Origin of the sequence: Curtobacterium sp. MCPF17_002 (genome assembly GCF_003234115.2) — a bacterium.
GTDB lineage: Bacteria > Actinomycetota > Actinomycetes > Actinomycetales > Microbacteriaceae > Curtobacterium.
On the sequence record NZ_CP126251.1, the window covers coordinates 3,732,505 to 3,753,192 of the forward strand.

The 20,688-nt window shown below is 71.4% G+C and carries 22 protein-coding genes; 6 read left to right on the top strand and 16 right to left on the bottom strand.

Features of this window, described 5'->3' with window-relative positions; genetic code table 11:
- Positions 1–31 precede the first annotated feature (31 nt).
- From DEJ28_RS17535 to DEJ28_RS17545, 3 genes are all read right to left on the bottom strand, one after another.
- Positions 32–559 carry a GNAT family N-acetyltransferase gene (locus DEJ28_RS17535; protein ID WP_181433610.1) on the bottom strand — a complete coding sequence of 176 codons (528 nt, stop codon included), beginning with the start codon at positions 557–559 and terminating at the stop codon, positions 32–34.
- 96 nt (positions 560–655) lie between these two features.
- On the bottom strand, positions 656–1,933 hold the full coding sequence (locus tag DEJ28_RS17540; protein WP_111114471.1) for an ABC transporter permease: 1,278 nt from the start codon (positions 1,931–1,933) through the stop codon (positions 656–658).
- Positions 1,930–2,658 (bottom strand): ABC transporter ATP-binding protein, encoded by a 729-nt coding sequence (locus tag DEJ28_RS17545; RefSeq protein WP_111114472.1) that lies wholly within the window; start codon positions 2,656–2,658, stop codon positions 1,930–1,932. The genes DEJ28_RS17540 and DEJ28_RS17545 overlap by 4 nt, the downstream gene beginning before the upstream one ends.
- Before the next feature lie 80 nt (positions 2,659–2,738).
- On the opposite strand from DEJ28_RS17545, the gene DEJ28_RS17550 reads away from it, so the two are divergent.
- Positions 2,739–3,368, top strand: a complete 630-nt coding sequence (locus DEJ28_RS17550) for a TetR/AcrR family transcriptional regulator (RefSeq protein ID WP_111114473.1) — start codon at positions 2,739–2,741, stop codon at positions 3,366–3,368.
- A 7-nt stretch (positions 3,369–3,375) separates the two neighbouring features.
- Here DEJ28_RS17550 and DEJ28_RS17555 read toward each other — a convergent pair whose 3' ends face one another.
- From DEJ28_RS17555 to DEJ28_RS17590, 8 genes are all read right to left on the bottom strand, one after another.
- Positions 3,376–4,428, bottom strand: a complete 1,053-nt coding sequence (locus DEJ28_RS17555) for a glycine betaine ABC transporter substrate-binding protein (protein ID WP_111114474.1) — start codon at positions 4,426–4,428, stop codon at positions 3,376–3,378.
- Entirely contained in the window at positions 4,425–5,198 is a 774-nt protein-coding gene (locus DEJ28_RS17560; protein WP_111114475.1) for an ABC transporter permease, read from the bottom strand. Before DEJ28_RS17560 ends, DEJ28_RS17555 begins: the two co-directional genes overlap by 4 nt.
- Complete coding sequence (locus tag DEJ28_RS17565) at positions 5,195–6,463, bottom strand: ABC transporter ATP-binding protein (protein ID WP_111114476.1); 1,269 nt, start codon at positions 6,461–6,463, stop codon at positions 5,195–5,197. Before DEJ28_RS17565 ends, DEJ28_RS17560 begins: the two co-directional genes overlap by 4 nt.
- Positions 6,450–7,097: an ABC transporter permease gene (locus DEJ28_RS17570; RefSeq protein WP_111114477.1), complete on the bottom strand. Its 648-nt coding sequence runs from the start codon at positions 7,095–7,097 to the stop codon at positions 6,450–6,452. Before DEJ28_RS17570 ends, DEJ28_RS17565 begins: the two co-directional genes overlap by 14 nt.
- Positions 7,098–7,302: 205 nt before the next feature.
- Positions 7,303–7,974, bottom strand: coding sequence for a DinB family protein (locus tag DEJ28_RS17575; RefSeq protein WP_111114478.1), 672 nt, complete (start codon positions 7,972–7,974; stop codon positions 7,303–7,305).
- Complete coding sequence (locus tag DEJ28_RS17580) at positions 7,971–8,603, bottom strand: DUF6197 family protein (protein WP_146248797.1); 633 nt, start codon at positions 8,601–8,603, stop codon at positions 7,971–7,973. The genes DEJ28_RS17575 and DEJ28_RS17580 overlap by 4 nt, the downstream gene beginning before the upstream one ends.
- A gap of 38 nt (positions 8,604–8,641) precedes the next feature.
- Complete coding sequence (locus tag DEJ28_RS17585; protein ID WP_111114480.1) at positions 8,642–9,520, bottom strand: aminoglycoside phosphotransferase family protein; 879 nt, start codon at positions 9,518–9,520, stop codon at positions 8,642–8,644.
- Between the two features lie 159 nt (positions 9,521–9,679).
- Positions 9,680–10,342 carry a ScbR family autoregulator-binding transcription factor gene (locus DEJ28_RS17590; protein ID WP_111114481.1) on the bottom strand — a complete coding sequence of 221 codons (663 nt, stop codon included), beginning with the start codon at positions 10,340–10,342 and terminating at the stop codon, positions 9,680–9,682.
- 123 nt (positions 10,343–10,465) lie between these two features.
- On the opposite strand from DEJ28_RS17590, the gene DEJ28_RS17595 reads away from it, so the two are divergent.
- A complete protein-coding gene (locus DEJ28_RS17595; protein WP_111114482.1) occupies positions 10,466–10,891 on the top strand; it encodes a disulfide bond formation protein B in 426 nt (141 codons plus the stop codon).
- Here DEJ28_RS17595 and DEJ28_RS17600 read toward each other — a convergent pair.
- From DEJ28_RS17600 to DEJ28_RS17610, 3 genes are all read right to left on the bottom strand, one after another.
- Positions 10,866–11,840, bottom strand: a complete 975-nt coding sequence (locus tag DEJ28_RS17600; protein WP_111114483.1) for an AraC family transcriptional regulator — start codon at positions 11,838–11,840, stop codon at positions 10,866–10,868. The genes DEJ28_RS17595 and DEJ28_RS17600 overlap by 26 nt on opposite strands.
- Before the next feature lie 84 nt (positions 11,841–11,924).
- Positions 11,925–13,055 carry a GAF domain-containing protein gene (locus DEJ28_RS17605; protein ID WP_111114484.1) on the bottom strand — a complete coding sequence of 377 codons (1,131 nt, stop codon included), beginning with the start codon at positions 13,053–13,055 and terminating at the stop codon, positions 11,925–11,927.
- Complete coding sequence (locus tag DEJ28_RS17610; RefSeq protein WP_258367916.1) at positions 13,052–13,828, bottom strand: ThuA domain-containing protein; 777 nt, start codon at positions 13,826–13,828, stop codon at positions 13,052–13,054. Before DEJ28_RS17610 ends, DEJ28_RS17605 begins: the two co-directional genes overlap by 4 nt.
- A gap of 118 nt (positions 13,829–13,946) precedes the next feature.
- On the opposite strand from DEJ28_RS17610, the gene DEJ28_RS17615 reads away from it, so the two are divergent.
- On the top strand, positions 13,947–14,405 hold the full coding sequence (locus tag DEJ28_RS17615) for a DUF3817 domain-containing protein (protein WP_111114597.1): 459 nt from the start codon (positions 13,947–13,949) through the stop codon (positions 14,403–14,405).
- Positions 14,406–14,475: 70 nt separating this feature from the next.
- Here the strand turns inward: DEJ28_RS17615 and DEJ28_RS17620 are convergent, their stop codons facing one another.
- A complete protein-coding gene (locus tag DEJ28_RS17620) occupies positions 14,476–16,686 on the bottom strand; it encodes an NADP-dependent isocitrate dehydrogenase (protein ID WP_284180760.1) in 2,211 nt (736 codons plus the stop codon).
- A 205-nt stretch (positions 16,687–16,891) separates the two neighbouring features.
- Between DEJ28_RS17620 and DEJ28_RS17625 the strand changes: the two genes are divergently transcribed.
- Together DEJ28_RS17625 and DEJ28_RS17630 are read left to right on the top strand one after the other, a co-directional pair.
- Positions 16,892–17,254 carry a hypothetical protein gene (locus DEJ28_RS17625; RefSeq protein WP_111114485.1) on the top strand — a complete coding sequence of 121 codons (363 nt, stop codon included), beginning with the start codon at positions 16,892–16,894 and terminating at the stop codon, positions 17,252–17,254.
- A gap of 27 nt (positions 17,255–17,281) precedes the next feature.
- Positions 17,282–18,979: a cation:proton antiporter gene (locus tag DEJ28_RS17630; RefSeq protein ID WP_111114486.1), complete on the top strand. Its 1,698-nt coding sequence runs from the start codon at positions 17,282–17,284 to the stop codon at positions 18,977–18,979.
- A gap of 52 nt (positions 18,980–19,031) precedes the next feature.
- Here the strand turns inward: DEJ28_RS17630 and DEJ28_RS17635 are convergent, their stop codons facing one another.
- Positions 19,032–19,526 (bottom strand): hypothetical protein, encoded by a 495-nt coding sequence (locus DEJ28_RS17635; RefSeq protein WP_111114487.1) that lies wholly within the window; start codon positions 19,524–19,526, stop codon positions 19,032–19,034.
- A 163-nt stretch (positions 19,527–19,689) separates the two neighbouring features.
- Here DEJ28_RS17635 and DEJ28_RS17640 point away from each other — a divergent pair, with 163 nt between their 5' ends.
- Positions 19,690–20,658, top strand: coding sequence for a M23 family metallopeptidase (locus tag DEJ28_RS17640; protein ID WP_146248798.1), 969 nt, complete (start codon positions 19,690–19,692; stop codon positions 20,656–20,658).
- The last annotated feature ends 30 nt before the right edge of the window (positions 20,659–20,688 follow it).

Below are 20,688 nucleotides of genomic sequence, written 5' to 3' on the forward strand. Positions count from 1 at the left end.
GAACGGCCCCCTACGCGCGGAACGGCCCCGGTCAGAACACCAAGCCGTACACCGCGACGTCCACCCGGTCCGGGCCGAGCGGCAGTGCGCTCCGCAGGGTGCCCTCCTCGGTGAAGCCGAGCCGCTCGGCGAGGCCGCGACTCCGCCGGTTGTCCACCGCCGTCCGGATCTCGACCCGGGCGGCACCCCGTGCCCGGGCGACGCCGACGAGGACGGTGGCGGCGCGGCGGACGAGGCCCCGTCCCTCCAGGCCCGCGTCCACCCAGTAGCCGAGCGATGCCTGCCCGAGGTACGGGTCGAAGGCGAGCGAGGCGGCTCCGACGATTCGGTCGTCCTCCCGGAGGACGCACGGGAGCGCACGGTCCATCGCGTACTGCCCGAGCAGGTGCTCGGTGTGCAGGACGGCGGTCTCGAGGCTCTGCGGCCGCCATGCCCACGGTTCGGCGGTGCGGAGCCGGTCGAGGTTCGCGAGCACGAGCTCGTGCAGCGGCTCGACGGTCGACAGGTCCCGCAACGTCAGCGTGTACCCGTCCCCGAGGTCCCGCCCGAATGCTGCCACCGTTCCGACCCTAGGCACACGGGAACGCCCCCGTCCGGGATGGACGAGGGCGTTCGCGCGATCGGGATCGGGAACCCGACGAGCAGGAGCTGCCGGTCACTCGTACCGGAGCGCCTCGATCGGGTTCTGCCGTGCGGCCCGGCGTGCGGGCAACGTGCCGGCGAGGAACGCGATGAACATCACGACGAGGATGATCGTGATGACCGACGACGGCGCGAACTGCATGATCTGCAGGCCCGGCAGGTCCTTGAGCACACTGCCGGCGAGCACGTTCGAGATGCCGGTGCCGAGCAGGATCGCGACACCGGCACCGATCGCACTGCCGAGGAACCCGATGAACACCGCCTCGAGCGAGAACAGCGTGTAGACCTTGCCACCGCCCATGCCCATCGCCTTCATGAGGCCGATCTCGCGGGTGCGCTCCTGCACGCTCATGAGCAGCGTGTTGATGATGCCGAACCCGGCGGCGACGAGCGCGATCACGGCGAACGCGTTGAGGACGCCGACGATGCCGCTGATGACGGTCTGGAACTGGCCGAGCTGGTCCTGGATCGTCTGACCCGTGTAGCCGTCCTTCGACAGCGCGCTCTTCACCGTCGAGGCGGAGGCGCCACTGTCGAGGGTCGCGGTCGCGCTGGCGTACGACGTCGCGATCGACGCGGGCTTCCCGGTCTCCTGCGCCGCCTGCATCGCGTCGGTGAGGGTGGCGTTCGCTCCGGCCCCGCCGCCGAACAGCGACTCGTTCTGCACGCCGACGACCGTGGCCGTGAGGGTGTGCTCCTTGCCCTGGTAGTCGTCGACGGCCAGGGTCAGTTCCTGTCCGACAGCGGCCTTCGCGCTGCCGAGCCCGAGGTTCTTCAGGTAGTTCGTCGGCAGGAGCACCTGGTTGCCGGCGGAGGAAGCGTCGTCGAGCTGCTTGCCCGCGGCCAGGTCGGCGTCCAGTTCACCGGCGTTGGCCGCGATGTCGACGACGTACTTGCCGTCACCGGCGTGCTCGACCCACTTCGTGCTGAGCGCCACGGCCGGACGGACGGACTCGATCCCGGAGACGCCCTTGATCGTGTCGACGTCGGACTGGGACAGATACGAGAACGACGCCGGCCCACGGTCGACGCTCTGGCTCGACTCGTCGGGGTCGTACTTCGCCGGGCCGCTGTCGGTCGACGACTCGACGGTCTTCGTGATCGTCAGCGATCCGGTGTCGCCGATGGAGGCGACCTGGGTGTCGATGTAGTTGCTCACCCCGGTGCCGATCGCCGACGTGAGCGTGATCGTGAACGCGCCGATGAAGATCGCGATGACCGTGAGGGTGGTGCGGAGCTTCGACCGGAAGGTGTTCGCGACCGCGGTCTTCAAGAGGTCGAGGAAGTTCATGCGGAGTGCCTTCCGTGGTTGCCCGACGCGTCCGCCTGGTCGTTCTCGGCGCCGACCAGGAGGCCGTCGCGCACGTTGACACGTCGGTCGCAGCGCTCGGCGAGTTCCTCGTCGTGGGTGACCACCACGAGCGTGATGCCGCGCTCCCGCTGCAGCCCGAACAACATGTCCTCGACCACCTGGCCGGTGTTGGTGTCGAGGTTGCCGGTGGGCTCGTCGGCGAAGATGACGCTCGGCTCACCGACGAGTGCGCGCGCGATGACCACGCGCTGCTTCTGCCCGCCGGACAGGTCGTTCGCGTCGTTCTTCGCCTTGTCGGCCAGGCCGAGTGCGTCGAGCGCCGCCATCCCGCGGCGCTTCCGCTCGGCCCCGGTGACGCCGGCGATCTTCAGCGGCAGCACGACGTTGTCGAGCACGGAGGTCTTCGGCGTGAGGAAGAACTGCTGGAACACGAAGCCGAACGTGCTGTTCCGGGTGCGATTCACCTGCCGCGCGCTCAGCGTCGCCGCGTCGGTGCCGTCGAGCAGGATCTGCCCGGCCGACGGCTTGTCGAGCAGTGCGAGCAGGTGCATGAGCGTGGACTTGCCGGAGCCGGACTTGCCGACGATGGCGAGGCTCTCACCCTGGTTCACCTGCAGGGACACCCCCTTGAGCGCGTCGAACCGCGTTGCGCCGCGGCCGTAGGTCCTGGCGAGGCCGCGGGCCTCGAGCACGGGAGTGGTCATGCGCCCACCGTACTGTCCGCTGCACGATTGCAAGTTTGCATTTGCTGTAAGCGCTGTGACGTTCGGGTTACAGTCAGCCCATGCCCGACACCGCGCCCGCCTCCGAGATGGGCCTCCGCGACCGCAAGCGCATCGAGACCCGCCACCGCATCGCCGAGTCCGCGCGCTCGCTGGCGCTCGAGCAGGACATCGACCACACCACGATCGAGCAGATCGCCGCCCGCGCCGAGGTCTCACCGCGCACGTTCTTCAACTACTTCGAGAGCAAGGAGGACGCGGTCCTCGGGCACACCGAGCTCGACCTCGCCCCGGAGACCCTCGAGGCGCACCTGCAGACCGTCGCGGGGGAGCCGGCGGCGCAGGCGGTGGTGGACCTGGCGTTCCTGGTGTTCGGCTCCTCGTTCGGCGACGAGCACGAGCGGCTCGCCCGGAAAGAGGTCATCGTGCGCTTCCCGCAGCTGATGCGGCGGCAGGTGGCGCGGATGACCACAGTGGCCGAGGCGATGACCGGTGCGGTGCGGACGATCCTCGAGCGGGACCCGGCGTGGGGAGCCGACGCGGCGACGCCGCAAGCGGCGGAGATGCTGCTCGGCATGTGCATGACCGGGCTGCGGAGCTCCGCTCGGCACGAGGGCTCCGACCCGGAAGAGGTACGCCAGCGGGTGGTCGCGTCCATCCGGGACACCGCAGCACGGATCGCGGCCGGCTGAGCCCCCGTCAGGGCTTCGTGATGAAGCCCTCCTTGACCATCCAGTCGAAGGCGACGTCGGCAGGTTCGCGGCCCTCGACGTCCACCTGGCGGTTGAGCTCCTGCAGCACCGCGTCGGTGAGCTTCGGGGAGATCTGGTCGTAGATGCCCTTGAGCTGCGGGTACTCCTGCAGGGTCGCCGAGTCGAGCACCGGCGCGACGTTGTACGCCGGGAAGAAGCCCTTGTCGTCGCCGAGGACGGTCAGTCCGAGCGACTTGATGCGGCCGTCGGTGGTGAACACCTCGCCGAAGTTGCACTTGCCCCGGTCGGTCGCCGTGTAGACGGTGCCGGTGTCGAGGATGCTCACGTTGCGGTTCGGGATGCCGTTCGGTCCGGAGCCGCCGAGCTCCAACCCGTACTTCTCCAGCATCGGCTTGAAGCCGTCCGCACGCGAGTTGAACTCGGACTCGACGCAGAACGTGCGCTGGTCGACGGGCAGCTTCGTGATGTCGGAGAGGCTCTTCACGTTCCCGAGCTCGGACACGGCCTCGTTCCGCACGGCGAAGGCGTAGGTGTTGTTCATCGGCGCGGGTTCGAGCCAGGTGAGCCCGTTGCCGGCGTCCTCCTTCTTCACCGCCTGCCACTGTTCCGTCTTGTCCGGGATGCCCTCGGTGTGTCCCATGAAGGTCAGCCACGCGGTGCCGGTGTACTCGTACGTGAAGTCCGCACCGTGCGAGGTCATGAGCTCGCGGACCGCGACGCTGCCGGGCACGTTCGTCTCGTCGGTGACGTCGAACCCGGCGGCCTTCGCGGCGAGCACCGCGATCTTGCCGAGGACGAGCTGCTCGGTGAAGTTCTTCGACGTGACGGTGATGTGGGCACCGTCGGGCAGGTCGTCGATGTGCTCGATCGAACCGGGTCCGGCGGCGGGGACGAACGACGTCGCGGGCTGCAGGCCGCACCCGGCGAGGACGAGCGCGGTGGTGCCGGCGAGGAGCCCGGCGGCGACGGCGCGGGTGCGGCGCACGGCCGACGTGCGGCGCACGGCCGACGTGCGGCGGGTGCGGGGGCGGCGGGTCATCGGAGTCCCTTCGGTCGTGCGACCGTCTCGACCACGCGGCCGAGCCAGTCGATGGACAGGGCGAGGAGCGCCACCAGGAGCGCCCCGGAGACCAGGACCTTCGGCAGGAACAGGTTCACGCCCGTCGTGATGAGGAGGCCGAGGCCACCCGCGCCGACGAACGTCGCCAGGCTGGCGGTGCCGACGAGCAGCACGAGGGCCGTGCGGATGCCCGAGAGCATGACCGGGACGGCCAGCGGCAGCTCGACCCGCATGAGGACGCTGAACGCGCTCATGCCCATGCCGCGGCCCGCCTCGACCAGCCGGGAGTCGACGCTCTGCACGCCGATCATCGTGTTCCGGAGCACCGGCAGGATCGCGTAGAGCACGAGGGCGACGACGGCCGACCACGAGTTGAGGCCGAGCCACGCCGCGAGCAGCACGATGAGCCCGACCGCCGGGGCCGCCTGCCCGAAGTTCGCGACGGCGAGGACGTACCCGCTCACCCGGCGGAGCGGCCCGCGGGTGAGCAGGATGCCGAGCGGGATGCCGATGACGAGCACGAGCACGGTGGACTCGAGGGTGAGCACGAGGTGCTGCCCGGTCAGCGCGAGGATGTCACTCGGGTTGAGCGTGGTGCGCTCGGTGGGGGTGAGGTCCGCCGTGGCGAGCCAGATCGCGAACCCGGCGAGCACCACGAGGATGGCGATCGGCTGGAACAGCAGGCCCTTCCACGACGTCCTCGCCCCGGTGGCGGGTCCGGCGGCCGGTGCCGCGGCGACAGCGCTCACAGCTCCTCCCCGGTGGGCATGGCCGCCGACGGGGACGGCATCGTCTCGATCGGGTTCGTGTTGGTCCCCACGGGCGTGTAGGCCTGGTCGCCCGCGGCAGCAGCACGTGACCGGGTGATCGCCTCCATGACGGTCTCCACGGTGATGACCCCGCGGAACGCGTCCCGCCGTCCGGTCACGAGGGCGGCACCGGCGCTCGAGACGAGCATCGTGTCGAGCGCGTCGTTGAGGGTCGCCGCTTCACCGACGACGGGCAGGTCCGGCTCGACGCCGTCCGGGATCCGGGTGAGGCGCTCGAGCTGGCGCTTGCTCGGCCACCCGATCGGCCGCTGACGCTGGTCGACGACGACCGCGTGCTGGTGGCCGCCGGCCTCGTTCATCCGCTGGAGCACGGCCTGCGCCTCCTCGCCGGGCGAGCACGTGACCGCGGACTCCACCTCGACGTCGCGCACCCGGTTCAGGGTGAGCTGCTTGAGGCCGGCGCCGGAACCGATGAAGTTCTCCACGAACTCGTTCGCCGGCTCGGCGAGGATCCGCTCCGGGGTGTCGTACTGCACGATGTGCGCGCCCTCGGTGAAGATGACGATCCAGTCGCCGAGCTTCACGGCCTCGTCGAAGTCGTGCGTGACGATGACGATCGTCTTGTGCAGTTCCTCCTGGATGCGGAGGAGCTCGTCCTGCAGGCGCTGCCGCGTGATCGGGTCGACGGCGCCGAACGGCTCGTCCATGAGCAGGACGGGCGGGTCCGCGGCGAGCGCCCGGGCGACGCCGACGCGCTGCTGCTGTCCGCCGGAGAGTTCGCGGGGGAAGCGGTCGCGGTAGGTGTCGGGGTCGAGGGAGACCAGGTCGAGCAGTTCGTCGACGCGCGCGGCGACCTTCTCCTTCGACCAGCCGAGCATCTTCGGGACGATCGCGATGTTCGCCGCGACGGTCATGTGCGGGAAGAGCCCGCCGGCCTGGATGACGTAGCCCATCCGGCGGCGGAGCTCGTCGCCGTCGATGCCCGTGACGTCGTCGTCGCCGACCACGATGCGTCCCTCGGTGGGCTCGATGAGTCGGTTGATCATCTTGAGCGTGGTCGTCTTGCCGCACCCGGACGGGCCGACGAGCATGACGATCTTGCCGGCCGGGATCTCGAGGGTGATGCCGTCGACGGCGGGCTTCGTCTGGCCGGGGTACCGCTTGGTGACCTCGTCGAGCAGGATGCTGCGGCCGGTGACGTCCCCGTCTGGAGCGGTGGTGGTGGCGGAGTCAGTGCTGGACACGGATACCTCTCGAGATGGTCAGGCGGCCGAGGCCGATGAGGAGCAGATCGAGGACGAGGGCGAGCAGGACGACGCCGATCACCCCCACGGTGACGGAGAACAGGGCGTTGGCGCCGCCGAGGCGGGACAGTCCGGAGAAGATGAAACCGCCGAGTCCGGGGCCGAGGGCGTACGCGGCGATCGCAGCGATGCCCATCACCATCTGGGCCGACACCCGGACGCCGCTGAGGATGATCGGCCACGCCATCGGGAGTTCGATCTGCAGCAGGGTCCGGAACCGGCTCATGCCGATGCCGCGCGCCGACTCGACCACCGTCGGCGGGATCTCGGCGAGGCCGACGACCGCGCTGCGGAGGATCGGCAGGGTGGCGAAGAAGACGACGGTCACGACGGACGGCACGACGCCGAAACCGAGCGGGACGATGAGCAGGCCGATCACCGCGAACGACGGCAGGGTGAGGCCGATGGCGGACACCCCGTTGGCGACCGAGGTCAGCCGTTCGCTGCGGTAGACGAGTGTGGCGAGCACCACGGCGATGAGCGTGGCGAGCACCGTGCACTGGACGACCAGTGAGAAGTGCTGCCACGACGCGAACCAGATCTGGTCCCACCGCTCCCCGATGTACTGGAACACGCGGAAGCGCTCCTCTCCGGTCGGCCGAAGTGCCCACGGTTCGGGGCACAAGCGCCTTCGAACCTACGCAGGTCACGCCGAGGTGCTGGACATCTGGGCGTCGACGGGGCTGCTCGGACACTGTCGATCGACGACGAATCCCTGATCAGCCCGGATGTACACCCCGGCTCCTGGGAGAACGGTAACGATCCCGAGGAGTGTTCGGCTATGCGCCCAGGCCGCGGAGGCCCGACCGCTCCGCGATGTCGACCAGCATCTCCCGCCACTCGACCCACTCGTCCGCGGTCTTCTCGGCGAGGTTGCCGTCCCCGTCGCCCGCGCGGCCGTCGAGCATCTCGCGGACGATGTCGGCGTGGCCCGCGTGCCGTGCGGTCTCGTACGCCATGTGCACGAGGATCCGCTGCAGCGTCACGTCACGGCGTTCCTCGGGCCACCAGGGGACCACCCCGTGGGCGTCGAGGTCGAGCGCCTCGATGGTGGCGTCCGCGTGCGCGGCGCTCCGGTGGTGGAACGCGACGACGTCGTCGAGGGTCTCGTCGGCCGTCGCGTACATGTCGTCGCCCGCGTCGGAGTCGAGCCAGGCCGGCGCGTCCGGCAGCGGGCGGTCGAACACCTCGCCGAAGTACCCGGCCTGCACGCCGGCGACGTGCTTCACCAGCCCGAGCACGTTCGTGCCGGTGGGCGTGACCGGCCAGCGCGCCTGGCGTTCGGCGAGGCCGTCGAGCTTGGCGAGGAGCGCGCCCCGGTGCTTCTGCAGGTAGCGGTGGAGCGTCTGCTTCACGTCCGCGGCGTCGGTGGTCGGCGCCGACGGTACTGCCGGCGCCGCCTGCGCTGCCGGTGCTGGGTGGACTTCGGGGACCGGATCGGCGCTGCTCATGCCCTCGATCGTGCCACCGCTCGCTCACGGACGCGCTCCGACTCGAGCACGGCGACGCGCTCGGCCGTCAGGAGCAGCCCGGCGACCTCACCCGAGTTCCGGGCGGGGGAGTCGTTCCAGCTCGTCAGGTCACGTACGCGGCCCATCCGGATGTCCGGCGCGGGGCACCAGAGCACCGGCTGCCCTTCCTCGGCGGCGAGCGCGTGCCAGACCAGGTCGAGGGCACGCTGCACCTCCTGCGAGTGCACGGCGTGCGGACCGCCGGCGGCGGAGACGACCGACCCGACGAGGCAGGCGGCCACGAGCGGTCGGCCCTGCACGTCCATCGCGGCGGCACTGGACGCCTTCCGCATGCGTCCGTGTTCGTCGACGTACGCGAACCACGCGTGCTGGATCCACCCCCGCTCGATGACGCTGCGAGCACCGGAGAGCAGGCGTTCGAGGTCGCTGAGCTCCTGCAGCCGCGCTTCCACCCGGCGGACGCGTGCTGCGTCGCGACGGGCGGAGAACCGGTCGAGGAGTCCGCGGAAGCCGGTGCGGGTCGGGGCGGACGGGACGGGAGAGGCGTCGGTGGCGACGTCGTGCTGGACGCGGAACTCGAGGGTCATGACGGCCCCTCCGATCTTCACGTGCACGGATGGTGAGGGAACGATAGCCCCGGCCCGGCTCAGCCGTCCAGCAGTTCGTCGATCGCGCGGTGCGCGACCGCCCGGAACGTGCGGTCGTCGGACAGGGACAGGGCCGATGCGATCGAGACCGCCCAGCCCCGCGCCCGTTCCCAGGTGTCGTCGTCGGCGGTGACGAGTCCGCGGAAGGTGCCCCGCGCCTCCCGGTCGAGCGTCAGCCACGCGGTCGCGAGGTCGACAGCGGGGTCCCCGGCGGTCACGTCGCCGAAGTCGACGACGGCGGACAGACGGAGGTCGCCGGACGGCGATGCGTCGACGAGCACGTTGAACGGGTGCAGGTCACCGTGCACCCAGACGGGAGGCCCGGCGTACGCGGGCAGGGCGGCCGCTGCCCGCCAGACTGCCGCCAGTTCCCGTGCCCGGGGCACGTCATCGGAGTCGAGTCGCGTCAGCACCGCCTCGCTCCGGGTCGCGAGCGGGACCGCGCGGACCGGGTTGACCGGGGCGTCGGCGGGGGCGGGCACGTGCAGGAGGCCGAGGAACGCGGCGAGGCCCTCCGCGACGTGGACACCGCCGGCGCGGTCCCCGACAGGGGCGCCCGGCAGCCACCGGACGACGCTCCAGGACCACGGGTACCCGAGCGCCGGTCGACCGGTGCGCACCGGGTCCGGCACGGGGACGACCGCCGCCACGCGCTGCGCGATGCCCGGGAGCCAGCGCTGCTCGTGCTCGATGAGCGCGGCGGCCGCTGCTCGCCGGGGCAGGCGGACGGCGAGCAGGTCCCCGAGCCGCACGATCACGTTGTCCCAGCCGTTCGCGACGACCTCGAGCGGCAGGTCGGCCAGGTCCGGGTGCTGGTCGCGGAGCAGGGCGCGGACGAGCGGCACGTCGACGTCGACCTCGGCGGCGGGAGTGGCCATCGGCTCAGGGTAGTGCTCACGGTCGACTCGGGACGGGCTCGGGCTGTCCGCGGCACCCGTGAACGGGGGCGGGAGCCGGATCGACGCTCTTGGTATCCTCACAGGGAACGGTGACGTGGGTGTCCCTGGGGGGACCCGCGTCGCGTCGGTCCCGCCCGGTCAGGAACCCGTCGGCAGCGGTGCGATGACGGCCACCAGTCGGGGGATCTCCGGCCGCATCCGCTCCGTGACGATCGCGGCGAGCAGCACGGTCCAGAGTTCGCGGAGCCGGTCGTACAGGTCCGCCCGGTCGGCGAGCACGTCCGACACGGTCTGCACCCCGGTGTACGCCGGGATCACCACGCGCCCGACGAGTTCCGGGTCCCAGGCCGGGTCGACCTCACCCGCGTCGATGCCCTGGCGCACGAGCTGCGTGACGACGGCGATCCAGTCGGTGTACGGGTCCTGCCGGGCGACGTCGGACGTGGCCGCCTCGGTGGAGAGCCGGATGCCGGCGCTCACGACGACCTCGTGGACCATCTGCGACGCGAGCCCCTGCGACATCCACATGAGCACCTCCAGCGGCGTCGTGCCCCGCGCCGCTGCTGCTTCGCCGTACTGCCGGGACACCTCGTGCTGCCGTGCGATCACGGCCCCGGCGAGGTCGGCCTTCGACGTGAAGTGGAAGTACAGCGCGCCCTTCGTGAGCCCGGCCCGCTCGGCCACGGCGTCCATCGAGGCGCCGGTGTACCCGCGTTCGTCGAACTCGCCCGCGGCGGCTTCGATGATCGCGGCGCGCGTGGCGACCGCCCGCTGCTGCCGCGTGCGACCGTCCTGCACCATCGTCGACCTCCGCAGTCGATCGTACCGAGGGCCCCGAGTCGTTCCCGGCCATTCGTTCCCGGCCCGGCCGCGTTCGGCGGACCACCGGGTTCCTCCCCGGCGGACTGTCGTACGGTTCCGGGCATGGACGGATGGCGGAACCCCACGCGCTGGGCTCGGACCGGGCGGTGGCTCCTGCTGCCGATCGCCGTGCTCGACTGGGTGGCGCTGGCGCCGCAGACCATCGTCGTGCTGGCGTTCCTCATCGCCGTGCTGGGTCTCGCCGGCATCGCCGCCGCCCTCGTCGCCCACATGCTGCGGCGATCCCGCGGGGCGATGGCGGGCGTCGGCATCGCGCTGCTGCTCGGCGGGCTCGTGGTGTTCGGCCTCGACCCGTTCCCCGGTTCGTTCCCGCTCATCGACCCGTGGTGGCCGGAGTCGATCACCCAGCCGCAGGTCGTCGGCAGCGCCTACTGGCAGCTCGCCGGCCTCGGGATCGAGCTCGCCGGTGTCGGCATGCTCGCCACCCTGCTCGTCGTGACCCTCACCGGGAAGCCCACGCGCCGCTAGACCACCGACACTCCTTTTTCGCGTTGTCGGATCCGGACCGCGGGCCCCGCGCTTCGCCGGCCGGATCCGACATCTGTGCGAGAGAACCTGTCCTCGCGACGCGCTCGACCGACCGACGCATGGCCCGGACGGAGCTGTAGCCGAAGGTCCGCGCAACCGTCTCCTCGTCGGCGCCGTCGAGCAACGCCCCGCGGACCGGCAGCGTCCGCCACCACCGCTGGAACCCGTCGGGCGTCCGGCCGGTGGTCTCGCGGAAGCGCCGCAGCAGCGTGCGGTCGGTCACGTTCGTGATCCGTGCCAGCTCCGGGACCGGCACCGCATCCGTGGAGTGGACGATCCGCTCGACGGCGCGGCGCAAGCTGCCGTCGCGGAGAACCGGAGGCGTCCACCGGTCGAGGAGTGCGGTGACGATCACCCCGGCGAGGGCGTCCCGCTGCAGACCGCCCCGGGACCCCGCGGACAGGTCGTCGAGGAGCTGATGGGCTTCGCGGACGACCAGCGTCGTCGGCGTCCACTCCTCCGAGCTGAGCACCGGAGGGAGTGCCAGGACCTCGGGTTCGAGCGGGCCGAACGCCGCCGTGCCGTGGAAGACTCCCGAGTCCGCGAAGGATTCGGGCTCGTCGAACGCACCGAGCAGGCCGGACTCCCGCAGCAGTTCGACCATCGACGCATCGACTGCGGGTGGACCCGAGCCCTCCGCGCCCGCCCGGATCGACACCTCGCCGTCGGACCGGACTAGTGCAGCATCGCCCTGGTGGAGGTACGCGAAGGCGGTCCCCGATGCCAGCCAGAGCGGTCGGTGCTCCGTCGAGACCCAGACGAACCGTCCCACCTCGCACGGCACCACGAAGGTCCAGTCAGAGTCCCGGTCGGCCGGCACCGCCGCACCGAAGCGCGCGGAGAGTCCGACGAGGTCGGTCATCGCCTGGAACACGTCGGAGCTCTGCACGCGACGATCGTGGCAGGGCGACGGGCCCCGCCGGTCCGAGGAGGCCGAGCCTGTGGGGAGGCCAGGCCCTGTGGAGAACGGCGGTCAGTTCCGGGTCAGGACCAGGAGCGTCCCGCGCTCCGAGGACTCACGGACGCGGTCGACGAGCTCGGCGCCGTCGGCGGTCGTCCGCACCAGCTCGACCAGCGCGTCGAGGTCACCGATGCCCGCGAGCACCCCGTCGGTGCACAGCACGACACGGTCACCCGGCGCGAGCTCCCGGGAACCCGCGGTCCGCGGTGAACCGGCGGGCTGGAGCCCGATCGGCAGGTCGAGCGACCGCAGTGCCTCGTCGCTGCCGTCCGCGCGCACCAGCACGGCGAGACCGTGTCCGGCGTCACCGAGGTCGACGTGACCCGACGCGGGGTCGAGCCGCAGGTGGAAGAGCGACCCCACCGTGTCCGCAGCCGACAGGTCGGCGGCGACCTGCGCCTCCAGGCCGGGGAAGGCGACCTCCATCGGGACGTCCGTCCGTGCGATCACCGCAGCCCGCACGGATGCCGCGAGGAGCGCGGCGGCACGACCTGCTGCCGGCACCGCACCGACGGTGAGGTGGAGCCGGCCGTCGGCGGCCACCCGCCAGTCCGCGACGTCACCGGCGTCCGCACTCGGTCGGGACAGGACGTCGAGGTCGTAGCCCGGCACCTGGACGGGTCCCGGGACGAGGCCGTCGACGACCCGGCGGACCCGGTCGTCCTCGATCGAGTGCACGAGTTCGCGCTCTGCCCAGTGCGCGAGGTCCCGCAGCAGGTCGAGTTCCTCGGCGGACAGGGTCCGGGGTGCGGCGTCCATGACGCAGAGCGTGCCGACCCGTGTGCCGTCGAGCATCGTCAGGGGTGCGCCCGCGTAGAACCGGACGCCCTGCTCGGTGACCGCGGCGAGGTGCGCGAACCGGGGGTCGAGCGTCGCGTCCGGCACCACCATCGGCTCGTCACTCAGCACCGTCGTCGAGCAGAACACCTGCTCGTCCGGTGCGCTCCCGCCCTGCTGCCAGCCCTGCGTGGACTGCGCGGTGACGAGGCCGTCGTGGACGAGGTTGAGGAAGCTCAGCGGGACCCCGAAGGCCTCCTGCGTCATCCGGGTGATGCGGTCGAAGCGTTCCTCGGGGCCGTTGCCGAGGACGCCGAGCGCCTCGACCACGGCCGAGCGGTGCGCTGCGGCGTCGTGCGGTGTCACGCGGTCTGGCTCCCCGTGTCCTGGCGCAGGAACCAGTCCCGCGGGTGCTGGTCCGCGGTGAGCTCGCGGCGTCCGGACACCGGTGCGGCCCACTGCGCGGCGTTCGAGAGCACCCGCTGGATGTCCGGGTGGTGGTACACCGGGTACTCCTGGTCGCCGGGGGAGAAGTAGAACACCCGACCGAGACCGCGGCGGTACGCGACGCCGGAGCGGAACACCTCGCCGCCGGCGAACGTGGACAGGAAGACCTCCTCGTCGGGTCGCGGGATGTCGAAGTACTCGCCGTACATCTCCTGGCGCTCGATGACGATCGGGTGCGGCACCCCGGCGGCGATCGGGTGCTCCGGTGCGACCGTCCAGACGAGTTCGCGTTCGCCGTCGTTCCGCCACTTCAGGGAGCACGTGGTGCCCATGAGTCGCTTGAACGGCTTCGAGTAGTGCCCGGAGTGCAGCACCACGAGGCCCATCCCGGCGTGGACGGCGTCGACCACCCGCGAGACGACCTCGTCGGAGACCTCGTCGTGTGCGGCGTGCCCCCACCAGAACAGCACGTCGGTGGTGGCCAGGCGCTCGGCGGTCAGGCCGTGCTCGGGTTCCTGCAGCGTGGCGGTGGAGACCTCTGCGGTGGGCTGGAGTGCGCGGAGCGCGGCGGCGATCACGGTGTGCATGCCGTCGGGGTAGTGCTCGACGACCGTCGCGTCACCGCGGGTCTCGTGCACGTTCTCGTTCCAGACGACGATGTTCAGGGGACGGTTCTCGGTCGGCGTCGACATGCCCACGACGCTACCCGTCACCGGCGTCGAATCGATACGAGGAACGGAGTGTCGGGCCCATCGGTGCCCGTTCGGCCGTGTCGGCGGTTTCCCGGGCCGGGTCCGTCACGATGGCCGCATGACTCCCCGCTCCCTGTTCCGGGCCGCCGCGATCGCCGAACTCGTCACCTGGACCCTGCTCATCGCGGGGATGGTGCTGAAGTACGGCCTCGACGCCGGCGACTGGGGCGTGCGGATCGGTGGTGGGGTGCACGGGTTCGTGTTCCTCGCGTACCTCGTGCTCACGACCGTCGTCGCGGTGAACCAGCGGTGGTCCTTCGGCGCGCTCGTCCTCGGGTGGGCGAGCGCCGTCGTGCCGTACGCGACGGTGCCGTTCGAGGTCGCGGTCGCACGGCGCGGGATGCTCGACGGTCCGTGGCGGCGGTCGCCCGACCTCGGCGAGCGCTCCGGGTTCTGGGACCGGCTGCTCTTCGTCGTCGTCCGTCGGCCCGCGGTCGCCGCGGGCATCGGCGTCGTGGCGGTCGTCCTCGTCTTCGCCGGCCTGCTGGTGGTGGGCCCGCCGCGCGTCGGTTCGTGACACGACCGGAAGGCGGACGGGAGGCGCGGTGCCAGCTGGCACCGCGCCTCCCGTCCGCCTGTGGGTGCGTCTAGAGCGCGGCGAGCACCGCGTTCAACGTGGCGGACGGGCGCATCACGGCGCTCGTCTTCGCGTCGTCCGGGCGGTAGTAGCCGCCGATGTCCGCCGGGTGTCCCTGCACCGCGACCAGCTCGTCGACGATCGTCTGCTCCTCGGTGCCGAGCGCTCCCGCGATCTCCGCGAACGCCGCTGCGAGCTCGGTGTCCTCGGTCTGCGCCGCCAGCTCTTCCGCCCAGTACTTCGCCAGGAAGAAGTGGCTGCCACGGTTGTCGATCGAGCCGAGCTTCCGGCCGGGCGACTTGTCCTGCTCGAGGAACGTGCCGGTCGCACGGTCCAGCGTCTCGCCGAGGATGCGGGCGCGCGCGTTACCGGTGACACCGGCGAGGTGCTCGAGGCTGACCGCGAGCGCGAGGAACTCGCCGAGGCTGTCCCAGCGCAGGTAGTTCTGCTGCACGAGCTGCTGCACGTGCTTCGGCGCCGAACCGCCGGCACCGGTCTCGAACAGGCCGCCGCCGCCGAGGAGCGGGACGACGGAGAGCATCTTCGCCGAGGTGCCGAGCTCCATGATCGGGAACAGGTCGGTGAGGTAGTCGCGGAGGACGTTGCCCGTGACCGAGATGGTGTCCTCGCCGCGGCGGATGCGCTCGAGCGAGTAGCGCATCGCGTCCTCGGGGGAGTGGATCTCGATCTCGAGGCCCTCGGTGTCGTGCTCGCCGAGGTACTCGCGCACCAGGCCGATGAGGTTCGCGTCGTGCGCACGGGTCTCGTCGAGCCAGAACACCGCGGGCGAGCCGGACGCACGGGCACGCGTGACGGCGAGCTTCACCCAGTCGCGGATGGCGACGTCCTTGGTCTGGCAGGCGCGCCAGATGTCGCCGGGCTCGACGTCGTGCTCGATGACCGTCTCGCCGGAGGCCGTGGTGACGCGGACCTTGCCGGCGGCGGGGACCTCGAACGTCTTGTCGTGCGAGCCGTACTCCTCGGCCTTCTGCGCCATCAGGCCGACGTTCGGCACCGAGCCCATCGTGGCCGGGTCGAACGCGCCGTTCGCGCGGCAGTCCTCGATGACGGCCTGGTAGATGCCGGCGTAGCTGGAGTCCGGGATGACCGCGAGGGTGTCGTGCTCGTCGCCGTCCGGGCCCCACATGTGCCCGGAGGTGCGGATCATCGCCGGCATGGACGCGTCGACGATGACGTCGCTCGGGACGTGCAGGTTCGTGATGCCCTTGTCCGAGTCGACCATGGCGAGCTCGGGGCCGGCGTCGATGCCGTCCGCGAAGGCCTGCTTAATCTCCGCACCGTTCGGCACGGCGTCGAGGCCGGCGAGGATCGAGCCGAGACCGTCGTTCGGGTTGAGGCCGGCGGCGACCAGGTCGTCCCCGAAGCGCTCGAAGACGCTCGGGAAGAAGGCGCGGATGACGTGGCCGAAGATGATCGGGTCGGAGACCTTCATCATCGTGGCCTTGAGGTGCACGGAGAACAGGACGTCCAGCTCGGCGGCGCGCTGGATCTGCTCCTTCAGGAAGGCCTCGAGCGCGGCGACGTGCAGCACGGTGCCGTCGACGACCTCGCCCGCGAGGACGGGGATCGACTGCTTGAGGACCGTGGTCGCGCCGTCGGTTCCGACGAACTCGATGGTGAGGACGTCGTCGGCGGGGGCGATCCAGGACTGCTCGTTCGAGCGGAAGTCGTCGACCCCCATGGTCACGACGTTCGTCTTCGAGTCGGAGCTCCACGCGCCCATGCGGTGCGGGTGCTTGCGGGCGTAGTTCTTCACCGAGAGCGGGGCGCGGCGGTCGGAGTTGCCCTCGCGGAGGACGGGGTTCACGGCGCTGCCCATCGTGCGGGAGTAACGGGCGCGGGCGTCGCGCTCCTCGTCCGTCTTGGGCTCGTCCGGGTAGTCGGGCAGGTCGTAGCCCTGCGACTGGAGTTCCTTGATCGCGGCCTTGAGCTGCGGGATCGACGCCGAGATGTTCGGCAGCTTGATGATGTTCGCCTCGGGGGACTTCGCCAGCTCACCGAGCTCGGCGAGGGCGTCGTCCAGGCGCTGCTCGGCGGTGAGCCGCTCCGGGAACTGGGCGATGATCCGGCTGGAGAGCGAGATGTCGCGGGTCTCGACGTCGACACCCGCGGTGCCGGCGAAGGCCTGGATGACCGGGAGGAAGGAGTGGGTGGCGAGGAACGGCGCCTCGTCCGTGAGGGTGTAGATGATCTTGGCCATGCTGGCGGGTACTCCCTTGTTCGACCGTCGGTACATCCACGCTACTCGCGCCGCGGGATGTCTCGACATCAAGATACATGGTGCGTCCTGCGCGCAGCAGACACCCGGCTGTCTTCCTGGAGGCGCACTGACGTCACATAGGAACGTCACCTGCAATGGACTCCCGCGGCACCAGGGCCGCGGTCGGCCAGGAGAGGAGCGCACCATGCGCACACGTCAGACGCCGGAGGACTTCGGCTGGTCCGCGGAGGACCTCCGTTCCGCCTACGCCGTGGACGGCAGTGGACCGCACCGGTACGCACCCGACGGGTCCGGCCCGTTCTCGTACGACGAGGACGGCTCCGGGCCGTGGCTGGTCGGGCCGTCACCGCGCCAGGGATCCGCCCGGTCGGCGCCGCGGGGCCGCGGGTCGGGATCGCCCCTGCGGCGGATCGGGACGGCGGTCACCGGCGGTGCGCTCGCCCTCGTGCTCGCCGTCGGCAGCGTGGCGGTGGTCGCGCACGTCGCTCCTCCACACCACGGCGTCAGCGCCTCCGCGATCCACACCGGGGAACCCGACGGGGACTGACCGCCGGATCGGTGCCACGCTGGGCGGGTGACCGAACTCCTCGTCGTCGGCGTCATCGCCGTCATCGCCATCGCCGGCGCCGCCGTGCTCGGTCCGCGGATCGGCGTCGCGGCTCCGCTCGTGCTCGTCGCGGTCGGGATCGTCGCCAGCCTGGTGCCGTGGATCCCGACGGCCGAGATCGAACCCGAGTGGATCCTCGCCGGGGTCCTGCCGCCGCTGCTGTACTCGTCGGCCGTGTCGATGCCGTCGATGAACTTCCGGCGCGAGTTCGGCGCCATCAGCGGGCTGTCGGTCCTGCTCGTCATCGCGTCGAGCCTCGTGCTCGGACTCTTCTTCGCCTGGGTGGTGCCGGGCCTCGGGTTCTGGTGGGGCATCGCCCTCGGCGCGATCGTCAGCCCGACCGACGCCGTCGCGACCTCGATCGTGAAGCAGACCTCGGTGTCGCGCCGGGCGATCTCGATCCTCGACGGGGAGTCGCTCCTCAACGACGCCACCGCGCTCGTGCTCCTGCGCACGGCCATCGCCGCGGCTGCCGCCTCGTTCTCGTTCTGGGGCGCGCTCGGCGACTTCGCGAGGGCCGTCGCCATCGCCGTCGTCATCGGCTGGTTCGTCGGATGGGTGAACGTGTTCGTCCGCGCCCGGGTGCCGAACGCCGCCGTCAACACGGCGCTCTCCTTCGCTGTGCCGTTCATCGCCGCCGTCCCGACCGAGCTGCTGCACGGGTCCGGGCTCGTCGCGGCCGTCGTCGCCGGGCTGTTCACCGGGATCGTCGGACCGCGGAGGCTCCCGCCCGGGCACCGGCTCTCGGACGCGCAGAACTGGCAGACGATCGAGCTCGTGCTCGAGGGAGCGGTGTTCCTGACGATGGGCTACCAGCTCGCGGGGATCCTCGGCGACGTGCAGCGGGCGCACTCCGGCGTCGGGCCCGCGCTCCTCATCGCCGTCGGGGCCCTCGTGCTCACGGTGCTCGTGCGGGCGGCGTACGTCGTGCCGCTCCTGCTCGCGCTGTCGGGGAGCGCCAAGCGCGGCGAACGCATGCAGTCCCGCTTCGAGGAGATGCACGCCGGCGACCGTGACGCCATGAGCGAGGTCATCCGCGAGCACCGACCCGGCAACCGTGCGCCCTCCGAGCGGGAACTCGACCGGTTCACGACGCGTGTGCGACGGACCCTGGCGGACATCGCGTACTTCACGAAGGCACCGCTCGGCTGGCGGGAGGGCGCCACGGTCGTCTGGGCGGGGATGCGCGGCGCCGTGACCGTGGCCGCGGCGCAGACCCTCCCCGAGGACCTCACCCCGCAGCGTTCCCTCCTGGTGTTCATCGCGTTCGCGGTGGCGCTCCTCTCGCTCGTCGTCCAGGGCAGCACGATCGGGCCGCTCGTCCGGCGCATCGCAGCTCCGGTGACGGACAGCGCCGAGAAGGACCTCGAGGAACGTCAGCGGCTGCTCGAGCTCATGCGGACGGCGGCGGAGCAGATCCCCGACGCGCACGACGACGACGGCCCCCGGACGCAGCAGGAACTGCGGGCGGCCGACCCCGCGGAGCTCCGGGCGTGGATGGGACGCGAGAAGACCCGGCGGCTGGCCGTGCTCGAGGCGCAGCGCGCGGCGATCCTCGACGCCCGCGACGACGGGACGTTCGACGCCGAGGTGCTCGAGTCGATGCTGCAGAACCTCGACGCCGAGCAGATCGCGCTCGAGCTCCGGGGTGCGCCGGCCCGCTGATCGGGTCGTCGCCGATCGAGTCAGTGGCCGATCGGGTCAGTGCCCGATCGGGTCAGTGGCCGATCGACACCCGGAAGACGCGCACCCCGGCGGCACGCAGCCCGGCGACCCCGAGCCGCATCCGGAAGCTCCGGAAGGGCCGCTCGAACCCGGACGGCGCCGACGCCGCACTGATCTGGTGCAGCACCTCCGAGGTCAGCGTCCGCTCGACCTTCGGCGCGAGACGGGTCAACCCGGAGACCGTCACCACGATCTGCACCGCGTTCGGCGCGAGCAGCGGCTCGATCGTCTCCGCGGTCTCCTGCGCCCGGTGGAAGGCGGGGTCGTCGCCCCGCCGCCGGATCGCGATCACGGCGAGTTCGGCGTGCCCGGTCTCCCCCGGATCCGGCAGGTCGTCGGCGCCGACCACCCGCATCCTCGAGGCGTCCACACCGGCCCGGACGGCCGCCGCGCGCAACACCGGCAGGAGGTCCTGGGTGCCGGCGAGCACGACGTCGGCGACCCGCAGGTCGATGGGTTCGTGCCGGTCACGGGGCGCTCGGGCCATGTCCAGGGTCCTTTCCGCTCGCTCATCGGCGACACTACCGAGCACCGGGGTCGGGCGGGCGGAACCGCCGGTCCGGTCAGGACCCTCGCAGCGCGTTCGGTAACGGTGAGATCACGAAACGACCTGTACAAAGCGACAGAGTCGTGCAGAATGGTGGGCGGCCATGACGACACCACGCGAAACCGACCAGCACCCGGGGACCCCGGTGGTGCACCTGTCCCGTCGCGCAGCCCTCGAGGCCGAGCGCGCCGCCGCCCGCAGGCCGGCGAAGCCGGCACGGCAGGTCGCGAAGCCAGCACGGCAGGTCGCGAAGCCAGCACGGCAGGTTGCGAAGCCGGCACGCCAGCCGGCGAGGCCAGCGGTGCCGCAGCAGCGGGTCGTCAGCCGGCCCGCGGCGACGGTGAGCCGCACGACTGACGCACCACGTGCCTCCAGGCCGAAGCGCGTGACCGGACCACAGCGCGCCACCAGGATCACGCTGACGAGCGCCCTCGCCGCACTCGCGATGTTCGCCGCCTCCGCGATGCCCGCACACGCGAGCGCCGGCACGTCGATGGCGACCTCGACCCTCGCGCCCACCGTCCGCACCCAGGACTACGCGGTCACCCAGGCCATCTCGGCCAGTGCCCTCGACCGCGACGAGTTCACCGTCGGCGGCGGGGCGGCCGGTGCTCCCGGTACGGCCGTGTCGTACGGCGGCGAGATCCGGTCGCCGTTCCCCGGGCCGGTCCGGATGAGCTCGGGCTTCGGCTACCGCTCGGCTCCGTGCGGGGCGTGCTCGTCGCTGCACCAGGGCCTCGACTTCAACCCCGGCATGGGCGCACCGATCGGCGCCGTCGCCGCGGGAACCGTGCGCGTCTCGGGCACGTACTTCTCGTACGGCACCGCGGTCGTCATCGACCACATGGTCGACGGCCGCGAGGTCTCGACGCTCTACGGGCACATGATCCCGGGCTCGTCCCCGCTCAAGGTCGGCGACACCGTCGAGGCCGGCGAGTTCATCGGCAAGGTCGGCTCCTCCGGGGTCTCGACGGGTGCGCACCTGCACCTCGAGGTGCTCATGGACGGCGTCACGCCGATCGACCCGAAGGCCTGGCTCGAAGCGCGCATCGGGCGTTCCCTCACCGCCTAGGGCCCACCCGGGTACGGGCAGGGCCTGCCT